Here is a 22,311-nt window from a genome sequence, read left to right on the forward strand (position 1 = left end):
TACTCCAGTAAATAATAACCTGAGGTAGTTTACACTCTACCAATTTAAAATGACCTTCCCTGAATGCCCAGACCCCATAACATCAAACCCTTTTTGAAAATCGTCTATTGAAAATTCATGGGTAATAATAGGTGTTAGGTCCAAACCGCTTTGGATCAAGCTCGCCATTTTGTACCAGGTTTCAAACATTTCCCGGCCATAAATACCTTTAATAACCAAGCCTTTAAAAATCACCTGGTTCCAGTCAATGGCGACATTATCAGGCGGAATACCCAGCATAGCAATTTTGCCTCCATGATTCATGTTTGCCAACATATCACGTAACGCATTAGGTGCACCTGAAATCTCTAAGCCTACATCAAATCCCTCATTCATTCCTAACTCTTTAGTCACATCTACAAGAGACTCAGTAGCCACATTCACCGCTCTAGTTACCCCCATATTCTTAGCTAAATTTAAACGATAAGGGTTAATATCGGTAATCACTACATTACGCGCCCCGACATGCCTAGCAACCGCAGCTGCCATGATACCAATAGGCCCAGCCCCCGTAATTAGCACATCTTCTCCCACTAAATCAAAGGATAAAGCGGTATGTACTGCATTCCCAAAAGGGTCAAATATAGCAGCTAAATCACTACAGATATTATCTGGAATTTTAAAAGCATTAAAAGCTGGAATAACCAAATATTCGGCAAAAGCTCCCTGTCTATTGACTCCTACACCAGTAGTGTTGCGGCATAAATGACGGCGACCCGCCCTACAGTTACGACAATGCCCACAAGTAATATGGCCTTCACCAGAGACTCTATCGCCAACATCAAATCCTCTGACTTCTTGGCCCATATCAACGACTTCGCCCACATATTCATGACCCACTATCATAGTTAATGGAACAGTCTTTTGTGACCAAGCATCCCAATTATAGATATGCATATCTGTGCCACAAATAGCAGTTTTGTGGATTTTAATTAATAGGTCATTATGGCCGCATACTGGCATCTCAGACTCGATTAGCCATATACCTAGTTTCGGATGTAATTTCGCTAAAGCCTTCACTCAATCACTCCTAACTCTTTACCCACTTCAATAAAGGCATCTACAGCAATATCTACTTGCTCTATGGTATGGGCAGCGGACATTTGGGTACGGATTCTTGCTTGGCCTTTTGGAACAACAGGAAAAGAAAAGCCCACAACATAAATGCCTTTTTGCAACATTTTATCGGCCATATCACTTGCAAGCTTTGCATCACCCAACATAACTGGAATAATGGCATGATCTTGTCCAGATAATACAAATCCAGCTGACGACATACGCGCTCTAAAATGTTCACTATTCAATCGTAATTGTTTACGCAACTCAGCCCCTTGAGCCATCATTTCAAATACTTTGATTGAGGCTGAAACTATGGGTGGAGCAACAGAATTAGAAAATAAATAAGGCCGTGAACGTTGACGCAACCATTCAACAACTTCTTTTTTACCTGAAGTGTAACCACCAGAAGCACCGCCAAGAGCCTTACCTAAAGTACCAGTTAAAATATCCACTCGCCCCATCACATCGCAATACTCGTGACTACCTCTACCTTGCTCTCCAACAAAGCCGGTTGCATGACAATCATCTACCATTACTAATGCCTGATATTTATCTGCAAGATCACAGATAGTCGCTAAATCAGCAATCACACCATCCATTGAAAACACACCGTCGGTGGCAATAATTTTAGTACGTACTCCATCTTTGTCTGCTTGAATGAGTTGCGTCTCTAGTGCTTCCATATCATTGTTAGCATAGCGATAACGTTTTGCCTTAGACAAACGTACCCCATCAATAATGCTGGCGTGGTTAAGAGAATCAGAAATAATTCCATCATTTGCATCTAAGATTGTCTCAAACAAACCTCCATTTGCATCAAAACAAGACGGATAGAGTATGGTGTCTTGCGTTCCTAAAAAGGTAGATATTTGAGTTTCGAGTTTTTTATGAATATCTTGGGTGCCGCAAATAAAACGTACCGATGCCATCCCAAAACCATAATCATCTAAGCCCTGCTTTGCTGCTTCAATTAACTCAGGGTTGTTAGCCAACCCCAGATAGTTGTTAGCGCAAAAGTTAAGTACTTGTTGATTATTTGCTACTTTGATATCAGCCTGCTGGCTAGAGATAATAACTCTTTCACTCTTATACAAGCCTTGTTCTTTTACTTCAGATAATTGCGTAGCTAAACGCTGATAAAATTCATGTTTCATGGAACATCCTCGAAGGAAAAAAATAAAGTGCTGATGATATATATTCAGTGTTTAAAATGGAATTTAAGGTCAAAACTGATACTCAATGTAGAGCAAAGATTTTTATACACTTTGAAAAAATTCTGATCTCAAGTAGAAAGCACTCTGCGCTAAACATTGTAAATGTCGTAAAGCGACGCTAGATTATGGATGCTTAATAATTTTGTCTAAGTCCTCCCAAACATCGGACTCTAATTTATCAGGCAACAATGAATATAAGTCTGCCTCAGATATAGGCCTAGATATAAAATATCCTTGTCCAATTTCACATTTAAGCTGCGACAATAATTTAAATTGTGCAGAAGTCTCAATACCCTCGGCCACCACTTTCATACCAAGGTTTTGTACCATAGCAATAGTAGAAGACACTATCTGCATATCTGCGCTGTTATCATTCATACCTGACACAAAGCTTCGGTCAATTTTTATTATATCCACAGGCATCTGTTTCAAATACGCCAAAGAGGAATACCCTGTTCCAAAATCATCAATAGAAAAGATAAACCCCATTTCTTTGAGCTGTCTCATAATCTCTAAAGTATGGTCGATATCTGCCACAACGGTTCGCTCAGTAAGCTCTAGCTCTATTTGAGAAGGACTACGCCTGAATACTCTTACCTGTTCACGCAAAAACGGCAACAAGTCAGGATCTAAAAATTGACTGGCAGACAAATTAACAGCAATTTTCAAATCTTGGTAACCTAGCTCATCAAACTCTTTAAGAATTTCAAAAGCCTTTTTCAGTCCCCAGTAACCAATTTTCAACATATTCTCAGAGCTTTCAATTAAAGGGATAAACTCATCAGGAGGGATAAAGCCTCTCTCGGGGTGGATCCATCGTAACAAAGCTTCAAAGCCAATTAATTTGCCGCTATCAATATTCACTTGGGGCTGTAATGCAAAACTAAACTGCCCTTGTTCTAAGGCATTGCGCACTTCATTTTCTAACTCGACCTTACGTATAACTGCCGTCAACATATTATTGGTAAAAGTATCGTACTGACCGCCCCCACTATCTTTTGATGCGTACATAGCAATATCTGACTGCCTGACTAAATCATCGACTAGAATATCGGCATTATTAGTGCTGGTAATCCCTATACTGCAAGAGCTATAAAACAGTAACTGGTCCACAGCAATAGGCTCCCTAAAGCTCTCAATTATCTTAGAGGCCAAAATAGGGGCACCTTCCATCATGGCTTTTTCTAAAAATACCACCACAAACTCATCACCGCCAAATCGAAATAACATGTCAGAGTCACGTAAGCTTCCTCGAATTCGCCGCGCAGCCTGAGCCAAAAAGCTATCACCTATTTGATGGCCGTGGGTATCATTGATTTTTCTAAATTTATCAAAATCTAACAGCATCACTATAACCTTGTTAGAGTCACGTTTTAATGAGGCCAATTGTTTTTTAAGCTGATGGTTTAACATGTTGCGGTTAGGTAAGCCCGTCAACCTGTCGTACATGGCTATATTTTCAAGCTCTCTAGTGTTCAGCTCTATTTTTCTATCCATAGACTCTAATTCATCAGCCAATAAACATGCAGAGTCTTGTAATAGTTCGATTTCATCAATAAAAAGGTGGGACTTAGCAAATTTAGAGGTACGAAACTGACGATACTTTTTACTTGCCAATAAAGGAAGTTGCGCAGCTAACAACAATAGGCGTTTTCGAAATTGCATACTCAATAAAACTAACGTTATTGAGCATAACACCACCACTGAGATAGAAATGAGAAACACCTTTTTTTGATAACGCTGATGTGCCAGTGACTGCTCACTAATATCATGTACAAATAGCAAATAAGTTTGCTTACCAAGTTCTGGATCAACAGCGGTTAAACTTAACAAATAAACACCTTGTTCATTTTCAAAACGATATCCACTATCCAATAACTCACTTATGCTCAAGTTGGCAGGGAGCTGCGCAAGAATATTCTGCATATACTCTTGATTACTAAAACTAATAGGCATTTTAACCTTTAGGTTTGCCAGCTTTTCAGTTTTATCAAAAGTGGAATCCGTGCTTAAAATTGCCAGTTTCGCAAAAGTTGAACGATTAAGGGCAGCTAAGGTTTCTATCAATGAACTGCCAATGGATAAAACGAGCATATCCCCGTCTTGAGTTAAGATCGGCATTGTTATCAACTGTTGGCATTCCTCTAGACAACGAATATAAGAAAAAGAAGACTGAGTTTTTAAGGCTTTTGATGCATCTTCAAAGATGTACTCAGGAGTCGTTTTTGATGTACTGAAGTAAAGATTACCCTCCCCCTCCAGTATCCATAAATTGTTGATATGCCACTCAAATTGCAAATACTCGAATTCATCTTCCAAAAAGGAAGCAATACCGCCTGGATTTTGAGAGTACTCAGCCTGAAAGTGTAAAAAAGATGCAAACCAAGATTCAACTTGGGTCCTGAGCATATCTCTTATTAGTTGGAATTGTTGCTGATCTTTATCATGTAATTTTTTCTGTTGAAATGCATAATTTTGATTGCTTTCTCCGACCCACAAATAAGTCAAAGAAATACTGGCAATCAACAAAAAAGCCATAAATAAGCCCATGATTTTAAATGGTAAACTTAAATATCTACGCATTTTTTAAAACCAATACATCAATTGCACTGCCCATATATTCCAGTACTTATTACGGTTTAAAGCAATATTAGGAGTAAAGATAGGTGCTAGCCTTGCCGCCCCTTTAACTCTATGAATTTCAGCCTGTATCTGAATGTTTTCTGAAAACTCCCATGTCAGCCCTAAAGTCCCTTGATCCATATAACCGAAATAACTAGGAACAACCCCCTGACTCAGGGTACTAATTAAACTCCCATTTCTATCGTCTCTATCGCGGTCGTATAAATCTAGTCTCGCCATCCAAGTTAAGTTTTGTGGCAAAAAGTATCGCCATTGAAGGTAGCCCCCTTCAGCAAAAGTGTCACTATAATAACCCGCAAATAACACGTCTTCTGCGATAGTTCTTTCACGCATTACCTCTAGAGCAACCTCATGCTTAGAACCTTGGTACATCACATTAAACATAAAACGCTGAGATGTTTCTTTACCATTTACAAAGGCATCATTTTCACCTTGAACATATCTAAAATCAGCATCAATAACAGAAAGGCCATATTGAAAACCACTTAAATTTGGACGCCAATACACGCTAAACTGCTTATCGCTATCATGCTTCAATTTACCTTTGGCCGATGCCCCGAGTAAATTAGTCCTTTGTTCTGAGCTAATAGGTGAGGTACCCAAGCTGAAATTAATATCCCACTCCCCAAGACTATTATTACCCTGAGTCACTAAAGCTAAACCATCCACACCAAGGGCTACATCTCGAAACACATCAAAATATAGAGATTGGGGTAAAATAATAGATGGCCTTGTGTGAGGCACATCTCGAGTGGCTGAATATAACCAATGATAATTTTTGTTCCGACCTAATTGAGCTTTAACACTCCATTGGTCACTATCATATAGTTGCGACTCTAAAAACAAATAGTCAATTCTGGCACCCTGCTGATAACGATTACCGCCATCCAAATAAACAGCTTGCCCGGCGACCCTAAAAATGGAATTGAAACGATAAGAAGAGTTAAGACCTACTTCAGTTAATTTAAAGGAAATATCTCCATCATCCTCAACAAAATTAGACCCATCAGCTTGAATAACACCTTGTGCTATAAACCCATTTACTTTCACTTCTCGGGCATGGGACAAGGCTGAAACGAAACAAGCTACAAGCAATATCGATAACCCTAATATTAACCGCTCCATGCCCATTTACCCCTCACCAACACGAATAATTTTTACATTGAAATTATCAATTTGAATATTATTCAAAAGGTAACCAATTGCCCCTGGAGTGTTACTGATTCTATCAAGCATTTCTTGTTCATTTTTAACCTTAATAGGTTCTTCCCCCAAACCTGAATAAACTAATTTGTTCCAAATACGATCTAGCTGATAGGGGAATAGTCCTAACACCTGAGTGCTAAAAACTTTATGGGTTGGATGGTGCTCTTCCATCACATAAACGGTAATAGTGGAGTCATTGGCCCAAGACACTTGGCGCATTGAAAAGACCCTTCTGGCTTGAACTTTAGTCATGTCATCAGTTGGGACTGAGGTATTCACAACAATCTGCACGAAAGAGTCCTGACTATGCGCTATAGGCATAATTAATAGGAGCAAAAGTAATAACTGACTTAGCATGCAAATTCTAAGCAAACAAAACGCCTCTTAAAGGTATATTTTTTATACTAAGCGACCTAAGCCAAAAGTCTATAGTTTTTGAAAAATAAAGACTGTTCAACCAGTTAGGAGGTCATTAGTTATTACTGAAAAAGCATTGTCACTTTATACTACAAAAAAAGCTGTTAAAATTAGAGCTGCGTCTCTCACTAATTAATTGCACAAAAATGTCCCCAAAAAACCACCTCAACTTAAAACAAAAACTGGCTTTGTTTTGCTACTCCTTGTTGTGGCTGATAATCACTCCATTCACTTTGTGCCATTTTATTCTGCAATATTTGAGTAAAAAATCTGGATATTCAATCTCAAGGCTTTCTCGATATGGCTTGTTATTCACGCAAAAAATCAGCAGACAAGGGATATTGATACACTGTTCATCTGTCGGAGAAGTGGTAGCAGTTCAAACCCTAGTTGAGCGTCTCATACAGACCAACCCAGATCAGGGCGTTACTATTTCAACATCCACCACAACAGGTGCAGAAAGAGTAAAATTACTTTTTGAAGATAGGGTAAAGCATGTCTATTTCCCCTATGATTTTCCAGTATTTGTTACTACATTTATTCGACGTATCAAGCCAAAAAAAATCCTCATCAATGAAATGGAGTTATGGCCAAATTTCAGTAGGGCTTGCAGCAAAGCCGAGATCCCCGTATACATTATCAATGGCAGGATGAGTGATAAATCCCAAAAAACGTATAAAAAATTTCCAAACTTATTTTCCCCTATGCTCGACAGTTTCAAGGCTATTTGCGCCCAAGGGCAAAGAGATTATGACAACTATCTTGAGTTAGGGGTAAACCCCAATAAGCTTTTTTTAACCAACAACATTAAGTTTGATTTAAGCTTTAGTGATACCGATATTAAAACCACTGAAGTCATTAAAAATACCTTTGCTATTAGCAATAGAAATATCTTAGTCGGAGCCAGTACCCATGCTCCTGAAGAGCAGTTACTAATCGATGCTTATTTACCATTAATACGACAATATCCAAACCTTTTATTGATTATTGTACCTAGGCACCCACAGCGGTTTGAAAAGGTATACCAATTATTAAAAAGCCAAAATATTCAGGTTAATTTAATGAGTGAATTAAAGCCCTGCGAAGACTCAACTCAGGTACTTCTATGTAATCAAATGGGTAAACTGAGAGCCATTTACGCTCTAGCGGACATTGCATTTGTTGGAGGGAGCTTAGCTGACAGAGGCGGTCATAATGCACTTGAACCCGCAGCGGTAGGCGTTCCAATTATTATGGGGCCATCTAGATATAATAACCCTGCCATTTGTGCTGCTTTAGAAACAGCTAAGGCACTAAGAAATGTTGAAAATGCTGCAGATATAAAATCAGCTTTTCAAGATTGGTTAAACAACCCAACACAAAGAAAAACAGCAGGCGCAGCCGGTAAACAAGTACTTGAACAAAATGGTGGTGCCATTGAGAAAACCCTTAAAGTCATCCACTCCCAATAAATAAGGTTTTTCACTGAATTGAACGAAAAAAATCCACCAGCCGTTTAGCTTCATCTTCAACACGGTATGCTTGTTCAACTCTTTGCCTACCGTTTTTACCCATTTCCAGCAGCTTTTCATAATCAGAAAGCAATAAATCCATTTTTTCGGTCACAGCGGCCTGATCATTAACTGGTACTATGTAGCCGTCTACGCCTGGACGAACAATTTCTTCCCATGCCCCAGCCTCTGTGGCTAGTACAGCAGCTTCACAGCTCATGGCTTCTAAAACAGTTAGGCCAAAGCCTTCATTTTCGCTTAAGGCTGCCACTAAAGATAAGGCGCTAAAAATTGTGGGGATATGCTCAAATGGTAGCTCACCGGTAAAAGTAAGCCGCTCCGCCAAGCCAGCATCAGCTACTTTTTGTTTTAGCTCATCTACAAAAGCTGCATTGCTTGAAGAAATAGCGCCAACCACCACAGCATTCACATCAGGGTATTTATCAAGTAATTCAATACAAGCTTGTACAAATAGGTGCACGCCTTTTTGTTCTCTGACCCGCCCTAAAATGCCAATACCTATCTTGCCGCCATACCCTAACGCCTCCCAAGCTTTTGCTTTATCTTCAGCAGCTTGATAATCATCAATCTGCACACCGTGGGGGCTTATCATAGTAGGTGGAACAGACAAAAAACTAGCGGAACGCTTACTCATAGCAAGTACGGCATCCATTTTTTGGCTTAACCATACTGTAGAGCCTGACCGTTTACGCTGTGCCGCTGAACTAAACACCAATTTTAGCTTTGCCCTAAAAATGTACTTTAAGATAATACCTTGGATCATTTCGTCCACTCGCCTGGCATGAAACACTCGAAACTTGCCACTTTTGAGAGGTTTACGACACAACTTAATTGTATCCCAAAAAGAAATAGCCAAACTTGGGTCTGGTAAAAAGTGCTCTCCCATGATCCGTAAGTTAATTAACTCTTTTTGATAGGACATCACCTGCAGCATAGTAGAAGTCACACCGGAAAAATTAGAATTTGAATTACCTACTATCAATTCAACTTCATTTGTTTTGGATTTATCAGTTACTGAGTTTTTCATAATTTACGGCGGAATTACCCTAGGTCGATACAAACGAATATGCTTGAACATTAACTATCTCAAAATGCGCGTTTCAGCGTGAGTTTTGAGGTGGCTTGGGTATAGGTATACAATACACCCAATATTTATTTTCTGATTGTAACATGCCTGATATCAAGCTAAACACCAACAACAAGCAAACAATACTTTTTGACCCTGCCCATTTTGACAATCCTAATAAAGACATATTTACTAAAAAACATTGGCAATCTAAAGGCGCTTTAATTGGCAAAGCGACTGGCCGTGGCACCACTTACTTTTTTAAGCATGACAACAAAGAGTATGTTTTACGCCGTTACCGCAGGGGTGGTTTAATTGGCAAAGTTTTATCTGACCAATACTTTTACAACGGCTTAAAAAACACCAGAGCTTGGCTAGAGTTTAATTTACTAAAACACATGCACAACCAAAAACTTCATTGTCCAGCACCTGTAGGGGCACGAGTCGTTAAGCATGGCATTTATTACTGTGCCGATATTATTTTAGAGAAAATTCCAGAGGCGCTAGATTTACATCATATTTTAATGCAGCAAGCCCTTCCCATTGAAACATGGCAAGCAATAGGTAAAACCATTGCTGACTTTCATAATCATCAGGTTTATCACCACGACTTAAATATACGAAACATTATGTTAGATAAGACACCAAAGGCTTGGCTAATTGATTTTGACAAATGCGCCTTGAAAACAGGGGGCGATTGGAAAGCCGCTAATATAGAAAGACTTAAACGCTCTTTTGACAAAGAAAAATCCTTAGCCAATATTAACTGGCAGCAATCAGACTGGGAGGCCTTATTGCAGGCTTACACCCAAACTTTACAATAAATCCACAAAATCAATTTACTCAAATTGATACTTCAATAAATCAATATCTTGTTGATAATGTTTGGCTACAGCATCAATTGAACGTGTATTGTAATATTCGCGATAATCTTTTTTGCGGTCAGTTGCCTTACGTTTATGGGGAATAGAAACGTCCTTCAAACCTAATTCTTTTTTAATCACTTCAAAATCGTCATGCAAGGTTTCGTATCTACCCATAAAATCCACAACAATATTGCCTTTTAAGTCAATTAAATGGTCGGTTTGTAATTTTGTAGCAATATCAAAATGGAAAATATAAGGGCGCGCGGGATCAAATTTATACTCTATAAATTCATTAAAATCTTTTATATCCGCCAATAACTCTGGCCTCTCCCGTTGAATGTGGTGGTAAGAAGATACTTGCAAATCCCAAGGATTACGTACAAATGCAAATTTATAGAGCTTATTAAAAAATTCATCGGGAAGCATTTCTTTTGCAGCAATGACCCCTGCATGACGGGGAAACTTACTTGCTGTTACATGCCCGGTTAAGTTGCTAATTTTATGACCGGGAAACATTAAGTAATACTTAGGGCAACGCCAACGCATCTTATTCAATACTGAACGAATACTAGTACCACCAGTTTTGGCAATATGTACATATAAAAAATTGTATTTATGATTCAGTAGCACTTTATATTTCCCAAACAAAATTTAAAAATAAATCTAATCGATTGTATTTATGATGCTAAACAGTCGATATTTAGGACTATAAATATGTGAATCAGTTCCTAATACATAGAATCTATCAAAAATACGCTCGAGATAGTAAATTTTATAGCACTACTGCTTGTTTCCTCCTTGAAAAACACTGTCCACTTGTAAAAATTTATCTATAACCACAAAATCAGCTTGAGCTCCCATGCTCAAATGCCCCACGTTTTCTAAGCCAAGAAACTTAGCTGGGGTATTCGACGCACTATACAAGGCATCGGTTAACGCCACCCCCACCACTTGATGCACTCGTCTAACTGCGCCCATCATATCTAAGCAAGACCCAGCTAAAGTGCCATTTGGTGTAGTGAGCTTATCGCCATCACGGGTAATCACGGTGTCTAGCCAGGGTAACTCAGTTAAATCACTCCCCACATGGGCCATTGCATCTGTGACTAACATAATACCTTTAGCTGATTTAGCTTTAAACGCCAAACGACAATTGGCACTATGCACATGCAGCAAATCAACAATCAAACCTGCGGTGATGCGCTCATCACTCAGTATCGCACCAATTAGGCCGGGGGCTCTAGCTTGTAAACCTGACATAGCATTATACAAATGAGTTGCCCCTGTTGCCCCAGCCTCAATTGCTGCCAAAACAGTATTAAAATCAGCATTAGAATGACCTAAAGACACTATCACCCCGCGACTGACTAGATCTTTTATAACATCAGCCCCAACATTCTCCGGCGCTATGGTCAGTAATACTTTACCTAAATCTAAACGAGTAATAAGGTTCAGTTCTGCATCAGAAATAACACGCACTTGCTCAGACGGGTGAATTCCTCTTTTAGTAATACTTAGGTGTGGTCCTTCAAAATGAACCCCAGCTATGCCTTGCAAGTTCTCGGTGACGGCCTCAGCTATAGCATCAGCAGCTTGTTGCATAACAGGTAAACTATCGGTAATTAAAGTTGGCGTCATAGTTGTAGTGCCATATTGGCGATGGGCCAATAACATGTTTTTCAGAGAAGCTAAACTGGGAACCTGATTAAACAATACTCCACCACCACCATTAACCTGAGTATCCACAAAGCCCGGCGCAACCAAGCCATCTAAGTGCACATCACAACTAACTGGATTAGCAGAAACCGAAGTCACCACACCATTTTCTACTTGAAAATGATAGTCACTGTGTAGGTCAGTTCCATCAAAAAATTGTTTTGCAGAAAACCACGTCATACCCAAAATCCCACTATTAACTTCTAAACAACTATAAGGTCTGCGTTACTTTATTAAGACCAACAGGCTCGTCTGGATTTAACCCCATTTGCTGTGCAATGCCTTCGATATCAAGGTAAAAGCGCAACATAATTGCCAAGGGTACCAAGCGTTTATGTACTTTATTATCAGGCTGGTCCTGCTTATTGACTTTTAGAGTCAATACTTGGCCACCTCTTTGGATAACCTCGTCCACCTGCTTTTTGTGGTGTTCAAAGGTTTCATCTTCGATCTCAAGATTCACCAGCGTCAGTTTGTTTGCCACTAACGTAATTGGTCCATGTAAAAATTCAGCACTGCTAAAGGCCTCTGCATGAATCCCACACACTTCTTTTAGCTTAAGGGCTAATTCACGGCCAATGGCGTAACCAAACCCTCTGCCTAATACCACACAATGTTTCACCTGCTTTAAGTCATTAAACCCTAACTTTGGTGATTGACTTACTACCTCTTCTAACTGAACAGGCAAACTCTTTAAACCTAAAGTTAACTCTTTTGAGTCTGCCCATTGGGCGACTAAAGACGCAATTGCGCTTAGGGTACATAAAAAACTTTTGGTGGCTGCCACAGCTTTTTCTGGTCCCGCTTGTAGAGGTAATACTTGGTCAACTAACTTAGCTAAAGGCGACGATTCATCATTAACTAAGGCCAAACACAAAGCCCCTGCCTGTTTAGCTTGTTTAACTTGATGCAGAATATCTGGGCTTTTACCCGACTGAGAAATACAAATAACTAAGGCATACTCCAATTGCAGTGTTTTGCCAAACAAAGTACTTACAGAAGGCGCTGCCGCACATACTGGAATGCCTAATTCCGTTTCAATTAAGTACTTTGCATATACTCCAGCATGGTCAGATGACCCCCTGCCAATCAAGTACACCATTTTTGGTGCAAACATTTTTACTCTTGCAACTATATCTTTAACCGTATTTTGGTTCTCATACAACTGACGCCTGATTTGCTCAGGAGCTTGCAAAGCTTCTTTCGCCATGAGTGATTGTGACACTATTATTTCCTCTCAATAAAACTTGAATTTACGACTGTTTATTCTTCTTTGATAAACACACTAGGGTCGATACTGTAGTGCCAATCACCAACTGCCAGGTAAAAGCCAAGTCAAACTGCCAAGGGCTGGGCAAGTACAAAGATTGAACGTAAGGCTGCATTAACACAGGGATGGAAAACCCAACGACTAGAGCAGCAAGAATAGACGACGGGGTACCACGCTTAGAAAACAAAGCAGTAAAATAAATACCTAGTAGCCCGCTGTAAGAAAACACCATGACACTCAGGGCGAATGCCAAAAGAGGGGTATCTGTATATTGTTGCCAGTAGTAACAAAGTAAGGCAACGCTGCCCAACGCAATCGCCACTAACCCCATACACCAACGACCCACTGTTACCAATTTGGCTTCGCTTATGGCCGCCCCCTTTTTGAGCCAGCCCCGATAAATATCTTGTACAGCCACTGACGACATTGAGTTCAAACCAGAATTTAAAGTAGACAAAGCAGCGGCCACAATGCCTATGGTCACCACAGCTTTAATGCCGTTGGGTAGAGTCGTTAATACGTAATACATAAAAATGGTGACGGTTTGACCTTCAAATTCTGGTACTGGTACGCCAGTACCGGCTTGCATCATTATGTCTGGTCGTTGGTAATAAATGAAAAGCAGTAATCCAATACAAATGAATACCAACACGATAGGAACACCCATGACAATAGATGAGACTAATGCCTTAGTGGCACTTTTTGCATTTTTACAGGTTAACATCCTTTGTGTGACATCTTGATCGAGGCCAAAAGCAGCAATATTTAGTAATACAAACCCCGTTAGAATTGACCAGATATTAAATACACCCGCACTACTAAAATCTAACGAAAAATCAATAAAAGTCAGCTTAGATGCCTGCTCTGCTCCAGGAGCACGCAAAACCTCTACCATTTCACTAGGAGTAAGAGGAATAGAATGAACAAGATGCCCCAGTACCAGCAATGCAGCGCTTACGTAAATAAGGCATTGCACCACATCTGAGTAAATAACCGTGCGAATACCACCATAAACCGTATAGGCAAAGCCCACACAGGTAATGATTCCAATAGCTATAATCACTGATATTGGCTCGACATCGCCAAATAGAATCATAGAGACCGCGATGGCCGCCATGAATAATCGGGAGCCACTGGCAAATAAGCGCCCAAACAGATAAACCGCACCCGCTTGATATTTAGCGTTATCTCCAAAGCGACTGCCAAGTAGCTCATATACAGTGAATGCTTTTAAAGCATAAAATCTGGGCAACAAAAATTTAGCCACAAATACCGCTGCTATTAAGCCTGCGATATTGGTGGCTAAGTAGGTAAGATCTCCCCGATAGCCTTGATCGGGCCCCCCCAAAAAGGTGGCGGCAGATTGGGAGGTGGCCAGCACCGAAATACTCACAGTCCAAACGGGCATGCTGTTTCCACCTAAAAAGTAATCATTGGTGGTGTTAGCGCGACGATTAAAAAAATACCCTGTTGTCAGCAAAACTAAAATATATGCTGCAAAAACCGCCACATCTAAGGCGGTGTATTGATCAATCATACTGGCATTCCATTGCTTGATATCAGCTCTGTTAATTCTTCTAATAAAGTAGCGTCATCAATTTTAGATAGACTAGCTGAAGCTTTTGTAGCAGCAATCTGAGTACGCATAAGTGCATTGCCAGTTAAAGTTTGTAAGGCAGGCTCTAGAGCCTGTAAATCCTCAATCTTGCCACTACACTGCAACACCAAATCACAACCCGCATCTAAAGCTTGCACCGCCTTTTTCGCAGTAGTGCCGCTCAGCGCATGCATGTCGATATCATCTGTCATAATCAAGCCAGCAAAACCGATATGCTCTCTTAGCACTTCATTTATGACCTTTCGGCTTAACGTTCCAGGGTGCTGATTATCAATAGCTGCATAAAGAATATGAGCCGTCATTAGCATTGATTGATTTTTAAAATGCTCAAATGGTAAAAAGTCCCACTTGGCAAGGGTATCTAAGTCAGCATTAACTACAGGTAACGCTTTATGGCTATCTGTTGTGCCCCTGCCATGCCCAGGGCCATGTTTAATCACAGGCTCAACTCCACTAAGCTGTAAACCAGTGATAGTGGCTTGCCCTAAAGCAATAACACTTTGTGGTGTGTCACCTAACGCTCTGTCAGTGACTACAGTAGAAGCATCTGCTTGGGGAATATCTAACATGGGGGCGCAATTTACATTAATCCCTACACGCTTTAAGTCAGCTCCAATTAACTGGTAATTTATCTCACACGCTCTAATTGCTGCTTTTGGAGATTCTTGATAAAGCTTTGCAAACTCAGTGGGGCTAGGAGGAATGCGCCAATACGGCTTAGGCAAACGAGAGACTCTGCCACCTTCTTGATCGATCAATACCAACGCGTATTGGTTATCAGTAACGGACTTAAACTCATCAACTAATGCAAATACTTGGCTTGGTGAGGTTATATTACGAGCAAACAAAATGAGCCCAGCAGGCCGCATTTGTTTAAACAAAACCTTTTCTACTGCGGTTAATGCAGTAGTCGCACAACCCACTATTGCGTTTGTAGGCGGCTGACTGAAAGTAACTAGCTTATCCATATCACTCCCTATGGCTTAAGGTTTTCTATTTTAGCTTTACAACTAACTCAATCTGGAAAGCTCACTTTCCCCATGCTAACTTGCGGCATGTTTACTTTTTCTGTAGCAGGCTCACTTGCATTTGCACATAGGGTTTCATTGGCTAACAAGGCAAATAAAACGGCTTCTTTGGCATCTGGATTTAATGATAATTCAGTAGTACTTAATAATTTTGTATGTGCTAGCTTATTACTCAACCTAACTTGTATGCGTCTCATTAATAAAGGGTTATGCAACCCACCCCCACTAACATACACACTTAAATCAGGCAGAGACTGTCCAAGTGTGACCACACTGTCAGCTATACACTTAGCGGTAAAATCACAGAGGGTAGCCATAACATCCTCGTTAGAGATGTCTGTTGCCTCAGCTTGTTGTTGCGCTGTACGCAAATAATCAAGGTTAAAGACTTCTGGACCTGTGGTTTTTGGAAATGACTGTTTAAAAAATGGTGAACTCGCTAATTCCATTAATAATGCTTGATGAATACTACCGGCACTAGCAACTTTAGCCCCGTCGTCATAATGTAAATTGCCTGGCAAGGTTTGTATAAAGGCATCCATAATGATGTTGCCTGGACCTATATCGGAACTAAATACTTGAGAAATATCACCTTTGCTTGGCAAGTGAGTTAAATTTGCAATGCCACCAATGTTAAGCATGATGCGATTTTCAGCTGTACTATGGAACAACAAATAATCACCATACATCACTAAAGGTGCACCCTGCCCCCCAGCGGCAACATGCTTTTGCCTGAAATCACTTAAGGTAATAATATCTGTCAGCACAGCAATATGATCACCGTCACCTATTTGCAAGGTGGCATTAGGAAAGTCATCATACTGATGCTGTTCTTTTGGGCTGTGATAAATAGTCTGTCCATGACTAGCGATAACATCAATATCTGAATTTTTGTATCCAAAGCCTTTTAAGGCTTGATTCACCAAGTTTGCATGATAACGAGCGATCCATGCATTTAATAAACATACATGCTCTATACTCCCCTCGCTCTTGGCAAATATAGTTTTTATTTTGTTGCGGTACTCTTCACAATAATCAATGGTTATAAAGTCAACTAAATTACAGACAGTATTGGTTCCAGAGTCAGATATCTCACAAAGTGCAATGTCTAATCCATCCAATGACGTTCCGCTCATCAAGCCAAGTATCAGACGCGACTTCTTACTTGATATTTTATATAATTTTTCAATATGTGGGTGCATGCCCTAACCTAAAATTTAAAATGGATCCTTAGAAAAAGTGAACAGATAAGTATCTATCACTCATGTAACTACGCTCAACTAGCGAAGCAGCACTACTTAACAAGTTAGAAAACATAGTTGCCAAACAGCTAGCTACTTTTTGAGAAGATGACTGCTATCATGTCACTTTATCGGATCACACACTGTGATTCTGTTACAAAAAGTATCACCCAAAGGCATGGGAACATGCCCAATATAACACCCAAGTTTATTTGTGTAGTAGATACTAGCCGCACCCAAAAATCAATTATTATTACCTGTATACAAAAAATAAAGAATAATATATTCTCAAGTCAGTAATCTATAAATTAATAACACTTATAGTATTTTCGAGAATAAAACGTTTAATCTGTTTGGTAGTAATTATGAGATATTCTTATTATCTTGAGTGTTAACCATTGGTAAGAGCAATCATTTATAGCCATTGTGAATCAAACTTAAATTAGGCTAACTTTGATGAATCAAATAAAGTATATGCAAATCGAAACATTTACCTACTTCAAAAAAAGTGAGAAAAATTATGGATAATAATCCGCTTTTAGATGAGCTCTACACTATCTTGTCAGAAACCAGAAACAACGAAACAATAGACATTGACCTACTAACAACTCGAGATATTTTACAAAAAATAAATGAAGAAGATAAGAAGGTCGCTCTAGCTATAAATCCAGCTTTATGTGCCATCGCCCTGGCAGTAGATATCATAGTTAACGCCTTTAACAATCAAGGCCGATTGATTTATATAGGTGCAGGAACTAGCGGCCGCTTGGGTATTTTAGATGCCGTTGAATGTGTTCCTACTTTTAGTGTCGCCAAAGATATGGTGATCGGCATCATAGCTGGAGGCGAAAAAGCCATAAAGCATGCCGTTGAAGGAGCTGAAGACAACCAAGAAGCAGCAATAGCAGACTTAAAAGCCATCAATTTTAACTCAAAAGATGTACTAGTGGGTATTGCTGCTAGTGGCCGAACTCCCTATGTTATTTCTGCCATACAATACGCTAATTCATTAGATGCCAAAACAGTGGCGGTAAGCTGTAATCCAAACTCGCCTATCGGTAGAAAAGCTAATGTGGATATATGCGCCCCTGTAGGACCAGAAATACTAACCGGCTCAACTCGCATGAAATCAGGTACGGCTCAAAAATTAATCCTTAATATGCTTAGCACTGCTAGCATGATAAAAATAGGCAAAACCTATCAAAACCTAATGGTAGATGTGAATGCCAGCAATAATAAATTATATGCTCGAGCATTACTGATTGTGATGCAAGCCACAGATTGCGATGAAGAAACGGCTACTGCAGCACTACAACAAGCAGGCAACGAAGCCAAAGTCGCTATTATGATGATATTAACCAATACAAGTGCCGATCAAGCCCTTGCTTTGCTTCAACAAAACAAAGGTTTCTTAAGAAAAGCTATAGAGACTAGCCTTGCCTAATGTAAGAGTTGTATGCCTGGCACTAGCAATACTAGTTTTCAGCTTAAGTGCCTGTGCTAGCCAAACTAAAGTATCCCAGGCAGATATACAGACTGGAGCCACTCAAAGTGACCGATATTTGCCATTATTAAAGGGCAAACGGGTCGCCCTTGTTGTAAACCAAACCTCTCAAGTACAGGGTTCACACTTAGTGGACTTTTTACTATCTAAACATATAAATGTGGTACGGATATTTGCACCTGAGCATGGGTTTAGAGGCGATCATGATGCTGGTGCACACGTTAGTAACGCCATAGATAGCAAAACAGGTATTCAAATCACCTCCATCTACGGTAAAAATAAAAAGCCCTCTAAAGACATCATGGACCAAATTGATATAGTGGTATTTGACATACAAGATGTTGGGGTCCGCTTCTACACTTATATCAGCTCAATGCATTACATGATGGAAGTGGCCGCAGAATCAAACACCCAATTTTTGGTGTTGGACAGGCCTAATCCTAACGGGAAATTTACCGACGGCCCAATACTTGATATGGACTATCAATCTTTTGTGGGCATGCACCCAATTCCCCTTTTGCATGGCATGACAGTGGCTGAACTGGCTTTAATGATTAAAGGTGAAAACTGGATTATAAACGCTAGCAAATTAGAACTGTTTACCATTAGCAACGCTAACTATAAACGCAGTATGCCCTATGAATTACCAGTGGCTCCTAGCCCTAACCTACCCAATAGCCAAGCTGTAAAACTCTACCCTTCCTTATGCTTTTTTGAAGCAACACCAGTCAGTATCGGTAGAGGAACAGACTTTCCATTTCAGGTTGTAGGCCACAACGAAGTTCCTTTAGGAAAGTTCAGCTTTACCCCAAACTCAAGGCCTGGCGCCGCGCTACACCCTAAATTACAAGATAGAACCTTATTAGGTATAAACCTGCAACAAAGTACACAACAAGGATTGGACTTAGAAATATTTATAAAAACCTATCAGGCATTCTCAAAAGCAGGAGTGACATTTTTTAAGCACCCTGAATTCATGGATAAGTTAGCAGGTACTCACAAACTTCGAAAAGCCATTGAAGAGGGACAAAGCTTGCAGCAAATACAAGAAAGTTGGCAACTAGGATTACAATCCTTTAAACAACAACGTAAACCCTACCTCTTGTACCCAGAGTAACAAGCCAAAGCCTAAAGCTTCAAGATGAACGCCTAAAGTCACTCACCACAGCATTGGTCTTTTCTAATATCTGACGACCCTGACGAGAAGATTGCGTAATAGCGATAAATAAAATATCAATGATAAATTCTTGAGCTGTTCTGGCTAAAATAGATGACAGTCGAGCTGATTCTTCATCTGCAACTGAATATAACTTTACCTCAGCTAAATCAGAAATGGGGGTCGTTCCAAAACGAGTCAGCGATATAACTTTAGTATTATTATGCTTTGCTTCAGATACCACATTAATAATTTCTTTGGTGTTACCAGACTCACTAATAGCAAATACTAGGTCGTTTACACCTAAAGTAGCCGCAAAAGCCAATTGGGCATGTGCATCGGCCTCTTCAATCGCCAGTATCCCTAGCTTCTGTAGCTTATATGAGAAGTCCTTACCGACTAAAGCTGAGCCACCTAAACCACAAATTAAAATACGCTTTGAAGATTTAAGTAACTCTACAGCAGCCACCAATGATTTTTCATCATTCAGGTTTCGGGTTTCATTCAATACCGATACCTTGCTGCTAAGTAGCTTGTCAGACATTTGTGCAAAACCATCATTAACCGTGATTTTGCCATGTAATTTATTATTAGCAGTAGAGGTATTCAACGCATCAATCACACCCATTTTAAAGGCGGGGTAACCCTTGTAGCCTAATTTCTGAGAAAATTTAACCACACTTGACTGGCTCACACCCACCACATTCGCCAGTTCTTGTGATGATAATTCTCGTATAGCGTTGGACGAATCTAATGCAAACTTAGCCAGCTTTAATTCACTGCTCGACAAAGAATCTTTAACGGCTTTAATTTTGGTAAATGTAGACATTTTTTCTCAGTAATATTTTATTTGTCAATTAAGAATAATAATACCTAACAAACCTAAAATTATTAATCGGTTTCTACTAATAATTTAAATAAATACAGATAGTTATTAATGAAAAACCATAAATTATTCCAATTGAATATTTTATTCCCTCTTTTATCATCTCACGCCTCTAATTATTTACAGCTTTGCAGCGAAACAGGTAAACTCCCCTGAGCTTGAATATTGCCAATAATAACATCAGCTAATGCATTAAAGCTTGGACCTTGATACTCAGTAATAAAACGACCAAAGTCATCAAAGTATTGAGTTTGATTAAGGCGGTAGTCAAAGCTCGCTAATATGGCATCAGAGAAAGGCGAAAATAAATAACTCTTATACGGGGTACGGAAACTAACGAATACAGTCTTCTTAGCTAAGTCTCTGGCAGTTTTTAATAACCTCAACTGTTGAGTATTTTGCTGCTGTTTAGAACTGCGCTTACTTTTATGTTTCAGATCATCCATACCACCCAGCTCAGCTAAACTTTGGTCTGGTGTAATATCAGCAGTGATGAGCATATCAGCCCACTCCAAAGACGTTAGCTTTATGTCAGCGTCATGGCTTGCCAAGCTATTACATTTTATGTGTAAACTTGGCTTTCGGGTTTTTAAAGCCAGTGTTAACCCCATACATTTAGCGGTATCAGGCATAACTAAGAATATCTTATTTATGTTACTTTCTAGAGGCAACACGCCATTGTTTTTAACTGCCACAACAGCTTTATCGGCCAATTTCTGTTCAATTTTTTTATGTTGCTTAGACCCCAAGGTTAGTCTCGCCTTGTTTATAGCCTGTTCAATAGGCAGGTGAGTGTTTAGCTTTAACTGGTAGCCTTCTTTTAAGCTAACTATACGCTGCACCGAGGCTTCTATTTCAGTCAGGCTTAACTGCCCTCGCTGCACCTCATTTGCGACATTATTAATGAGTTTTTTTAGCTTTTTAATATCTGAAGGGTGGCGAATTATCGTAGGCATCAGGGCTATATCAGCCCCTGCAGAGAATGTTTGTATCACGGCTTCGGTCTCATCGAAATAATAAGTCACACCAGACATATTAAGGGCGTCAGTTATAATCACGCCATCATAACCCATCTTATTTCTTAGTAGCCCCGTCAAAATTTTTCGAGACATAGTCGCAGGTAGAATAACTGCGCTACCATCTTTCGCTATAAACTCAGTATTATCTAATTCTGGATATTGAATATGGGCCGTCATTATCATTGCTGGAGAGCTGTTATCAATGGCATGTTGAAAAGGTAATAAATCCGTTGCCTCTATTTGCAGTAAGTTATGATCAACCCTTGGTAAGCCGGTATGGCTATCAACATTAGTGTCTCCATGCCCAGGGAAATGCTTTAACGTAGCCATCATTCCTTGGTTTTGCATAGCGGTCATTTGAGCAACCCCTAATCTAGCCACAAGTTCAGCATTTTCACCGAACGAACGTACATTAATTACAGGGTTTAGTGGGTTTACATTTACATCAACAATGGGAGCAAAGTTCAGGTTAAAGCCAAGCGACATTAATTCCTTTGCCAATACTTCACCGGTTTGTGTGGCGAACCTATCACCGTATTTAGCGTATGTCGCACCTATGGCCATATTACCCGCTAATGGAGTACCCAAATTTTTGGGTAAACGCACCACACGCCCACCTTCTTGATCGACGGCAATAAATAATGGCGGATGACCTGCAGCCTTTGCAGCTTCTTGCAGCGCATAATTCAAATGTAAAATTTGCGGAATGTCTTCTAAGTTTTCTGAAAACAACAACACACCGCCGATCCCCGTATCAGCAATCAAGTCGACTAATGGCTGAGTCAATTCAGTCATCGGCTTTCTGCATTTAATTTCAAGTTTAGAATCTGCGCAAAAATAACGTAGATCTAT

Annotated in this window: 18 protein-coding genes; 4 read left to right on the forward strand and 14 right to left on the reverse strand. The window is 39.8% G+C overall.

Annotated elements, in window-relative coordinates; genetic code table 11:
• Positions 1–36: 36 nt before the first annotated feature.
• The 5 genes from tdh to EOK74_RS01865 form a co-directional block, all read right to left on the reverse strand.
• Positions 37–1,059 carry an L-threonine 3-dehydrogenase gene (gene tdh, locus EOK74_RS01845; protein ID WP_133468193.1) on the reverse strand — a complete coding sequence of 341 codons (1,023 nt, stop codon included), beginning with the start codon at positions 1,057–1,059 and terminating at the stop codon, positions 37–39.
• Entirely contained in the window at positions 1,056–2,252 is a 1,197-nt protein-coding gene (locus EOK74_RS01850; protein ID WP_133468194.1) for a glycine C-acetyltransferase, read from the reverse strand. Before EOK74_RS01850 ends, tdh begins: the two co-directional genes overlap by 4 nt.
• Positions 2,253–2,435: 183 nt before the next feature.
• Positions 2,436–4,895: a putative bifunctional diguanylate cyclase/phosphodiesterase gene (locus EOK74_RS01855; protein ID WP_239023965.1), complete on the reverse strand. Its 2,460-nt coding sequence runs from the start codon at positions 4,893–4,895 to the stop codon at positions 2,436–2,438.
• Between the two features lie 3 nt (positions 4,896–4,898).
• Positions 4,899–6,080, reverse strand: a complete 1,182-nt coding sequence (locus EOK74_RS01860) for a TonB-dependent receptor (RefSeq protein WP_133468195.1) — start codon at positions 6,078–6,080, stop codon at positions 4,899–4,901.
• 6 nt (positions 6,081–6,086) lie between these two features.
• Complete coding sequence (locus tag EOK74_RS01865) at positions 6,087–6,452, reverse strand: type 2 periplasmic-binding domain-containing protein (RefSeq protein ID WP_239023966.1); 366 nt, start codon at positions 6,450–6,452, stop codon at positions 6,087–6,089.
• A gap of 383 nt (positions 6,453–6,835) precedes the next feature.
• Between EOK74_RS01865 and EOK74_RS01870 the strand changes: the two genes are divergently transcribed.
• Entirely contained in the window at positions 6,836–8,029 is a 1,194-nt protein-coding gene (locus EOK74_RS01870; RefSeq protein WP_239023967.1) for a 3-deoxy-D-manno-octulosonic acid transferase, read from the forward strand.
• 10 nt (positions 8,030–8,039) lie between these two features.
• Here the strand turns inward: EOK74_RS01870 and EOK74_RS01875 are convergent, their stop codons facing one another.
• A complete protein-coding gene (locus EOK74_RS01875) occupies positions 8,040–9,116 on the reverse strand; it encodes a glycosyltransferase family 4 protein (protein ID WP_133468197.1) in 1,077 nt (358 codons plus the stop codon).
• A 95-nt stretch (positions 9,117–9,211) separates the two neighbouring features.
• Here EOK74_RS01875 and EOK74_RS01880 point away from each other — a divergent pair, with 95 nt between their 5' ends.
• On the forward strand, positions 9,212–9,979 hold the full coding sequence (locus tag EOK74_RS01880) for a 3-deoxy-D-manno-octulosonic acid kinase (RefSeq protein WP_239023968.1): 768 nt from the start codon (positions 9,212–9,214) through the stop codon (positions 9,977–9,979).
• Positions 9,980–9,994: 15 nt separating this feature from the next.
• Here the strand turns inward: EOK74_RS01880 and EOK74_RS01885 are convergent, their stop codons facing one another.
• The 6 genes from EOK74_RS01885 to EOK74_RS01910 all read right to left on the reverse strand — a co-directional run bounded on the left by EOK74_RS01885 (position 9,995) and on the right by EOK74_RS01910 (position 16,855).
• Positions 9,995–10,651, reverse strand: coding sequence for a sulfotransferase family 2 domain-containing protein (locus tag EOK74_RS01885; protein WP_133468199.1), 657 nt, complete (start codon positions 10,649–10,651; stop codon positions 9,995–9,997).
• A 150-nt stretch (positions 10,652–10,801) separates the two neighbouring features.
• Positions 10,802–11,917 (reverse strand): N-acetylglucosamine-6-phosphate deacetylase, encoded by a 1,116-nt coding sequence (gene nagA, locus EOK74_RS01890; protein WP_133468200.1) that lies wholly within the window; start codon positions 11,915–11,917, stop codon positions 10,802–10,804.
• Positions 11,918–11,948: 31 nt separating this feature from the next.
• Positions 11,949–12,962, reverse strand: a complete 1,014-nt coding sequence (gene nagB-II / locus EOK74_RS01895) for a glucosamine-6-phosphate deaminase NagB-II (protein ID WP_133468201.1) — start codon at positions 12,960–12,962, stop codon at positions 11,949–11,951.
• Positions 12,963–12,990: 28 nt separating this feature from the next.
• A complete protein-coding gene (locus tag EOK74_RS01900; RefSeq protein ID WP_133468202.1) occupies positions 12,991–14,544 on the reverse strand; it encodes a sodium:solute symporter in 1,554 nt (517 codons plus the stop codon).
• The gene (gene nagZ / locus EOK74_RS01905; protein ID WP_133468203.1) at positions 14,541–15,593 is read right to left on the reverse strand and encodes a beta-N-acetylhexosaminidase; all 1,053 of its coding nucleotides are present in this window, start codon (positions 15,591–15,593) and stop codon (positions 14,541–14,543) included. Before nagZ ends, EOK74_RS01900 begins: the two co-directional genes overlap by 4 nt.
• A 47-nt stretch (positions 15,594–15,640) precedes the next feature.
• Positions 15,641–16,855, reverse strand: coding sequence for an anhydro-N-acetylmuramic acid kinase (locus EOK74_RS01910; protein WP_133468204.1), 1,215 nt, complete (start codon positions 16,853–16,855; stop codon positions 15,641–15,643).
• Between the two features lie 559 nt (positions 16,856–17,414).
• Between EOK74_RS01910 and murQ the strand changes: the two genes are divergently transcribed.
• Together murQ and EOK74_RS01920 are read left to right on the forward strand one after the other, a co-directional pair.
• The gene (murQ, locus tag EOK74_RS01915; RefSeq protein WP_133468205.1) at positions 17,415–18,338 is read left to right on the forward strand and encodes an N-acetylmuramic acid 6-phosphate etherase; all 924 of its coding nucleotides are present in this window, start codon (positions 17,415–17,417) and stop codon (positions 18,336–18,338) included.
• Positions 18,331–19,515 (forward strand): exo-beta-N-acetylmuramidase NamZ family protein, encoded by a 1,185-nt coding sequence (locus tag EOK74_RS01920; protein WP_133468206.1) that lies wholly within the window; start codon positions 18,331–18,333, stop codon positions 19,513–19,515. Before murQ ends, EOK74_RS01920 begins: the two co-directional genes overlap by 8 nt.
• A 19-nt stretch (positions 19,516–19,534) precedes the next feature.
• Here the strand turns inward: EOK74_RS01920 and EOK74_RS01925 are convergent, their stop codons facing one another.
• Positions 19,535–20,383 (reverse strand): MurR/RpiR family transcriptional regulator, encoded by an 849-nt coding sequence (locus EOK74_RS01925; protein ID WP_133468207.1) that lies wholly within the window; start codon positions 20,381–20,383, stop codon positions 19,535–19,537.
• A 173-nt stretch (positions 20,384–20,556) separates the two neighbouring features.
• The gene (locus tag EOK74_RS01930; RefSeq protein WP_239023969.1) at positions 20,557–22,254 is read right to left on the reverse strand and encodes a glycoside hydrolase family 3 protein; all 1,698 of its coding nucleotides are present in this window, start codon (positions 22,252–22,254) and stop codon (positions 20,557–20,559) included.
• Positions 22,255–22,311: the final 57 nt, after the last annotated feature.

The sequence above is a fragment of the Paraglaciecola marina genome (assembly GCF_004360155.1).
GTDB classification, from domain to species: domain Bacteria; phylum Pseudomonadota; class Gammaproteobacteria; order Enterobacterales; family Alteromonadaceae; genus Paraglaciecola; species Paraglaciecola marina.

Coding starts and splice junctions, on each gene's coding strand:
- EOK74_RS01850 (WP_133468194.1), bottom strand. CDS start 2,252: ATGAAACATGAATTTTATCAGCGTTTAGCTACGCAATTATCTGAAGTA.
- EOK74_RS01855 (WP_239023965.1), bottom strand. CDS start 4,895: ATGCGTAGATATTTAAGTTTACCATTTAAAATCATGGGCTTATTTATG.
- EOK74_RS01860 (WP_133468195.1), bottom strand. CDS start 6,080: ATGGAGCGGTTAATATTAGGGTTATCGATATTGCTTGTAGCTTGTTTC.
- EOK74_RS01875 (WP_133468197.1), bottom strand. CDS start 9,116: ATGAAAAACTCAGTAACTGATAAATCCAAAACAAATGAAGTTGAATTG.
- nagA (WP_133468200.1), bottom strand. CDS start 11,917: ATGACGTGGTTTTCTGCAAAACAATTTTTTGATGGAACTGACCTACAC.
- EOK74_RS01900 (WP_133468202.1), bottom strand. CDS start 14,544: ATGATTGATCAATACACCGCCTTAGATGTGGCGGTTTTTGCAGCATAT.
- nagZ (WP_133468203.1), bottom strand. CDS start 15,593: ATGGATAAGCTAGTTACTTTCAGTCAGCCGCCTACAAACGCAATAGTG.
- EOK74_RS01910 (WP_133468204.1), bottom strand. CDS start 16,855: ATGCACCCACATATTGAAAAATTATATAAAATATCAAGTAAGAAGTCG.
- murQ (WP_133468205.1), top strand. CDS start 17,415: ATGGATAATAATCCGCTTTTAGATGAGCTCTACACTATCTTGTCAGAA.
- EOK74_RS01925 (WP_133468207.1), bottom strand. CDS start 20,383: ATGTCTACATTTACCAAAATTAAAGCCGTTAAAGATTCTTTGTCGAGC.
- EOK74_RS01930 (WP_239023969.1), bottom strand. CDS start 22,254: ATGACTGAATTGACTCAGCCATTAGTCGACTTGATTGCTGATACGGGG.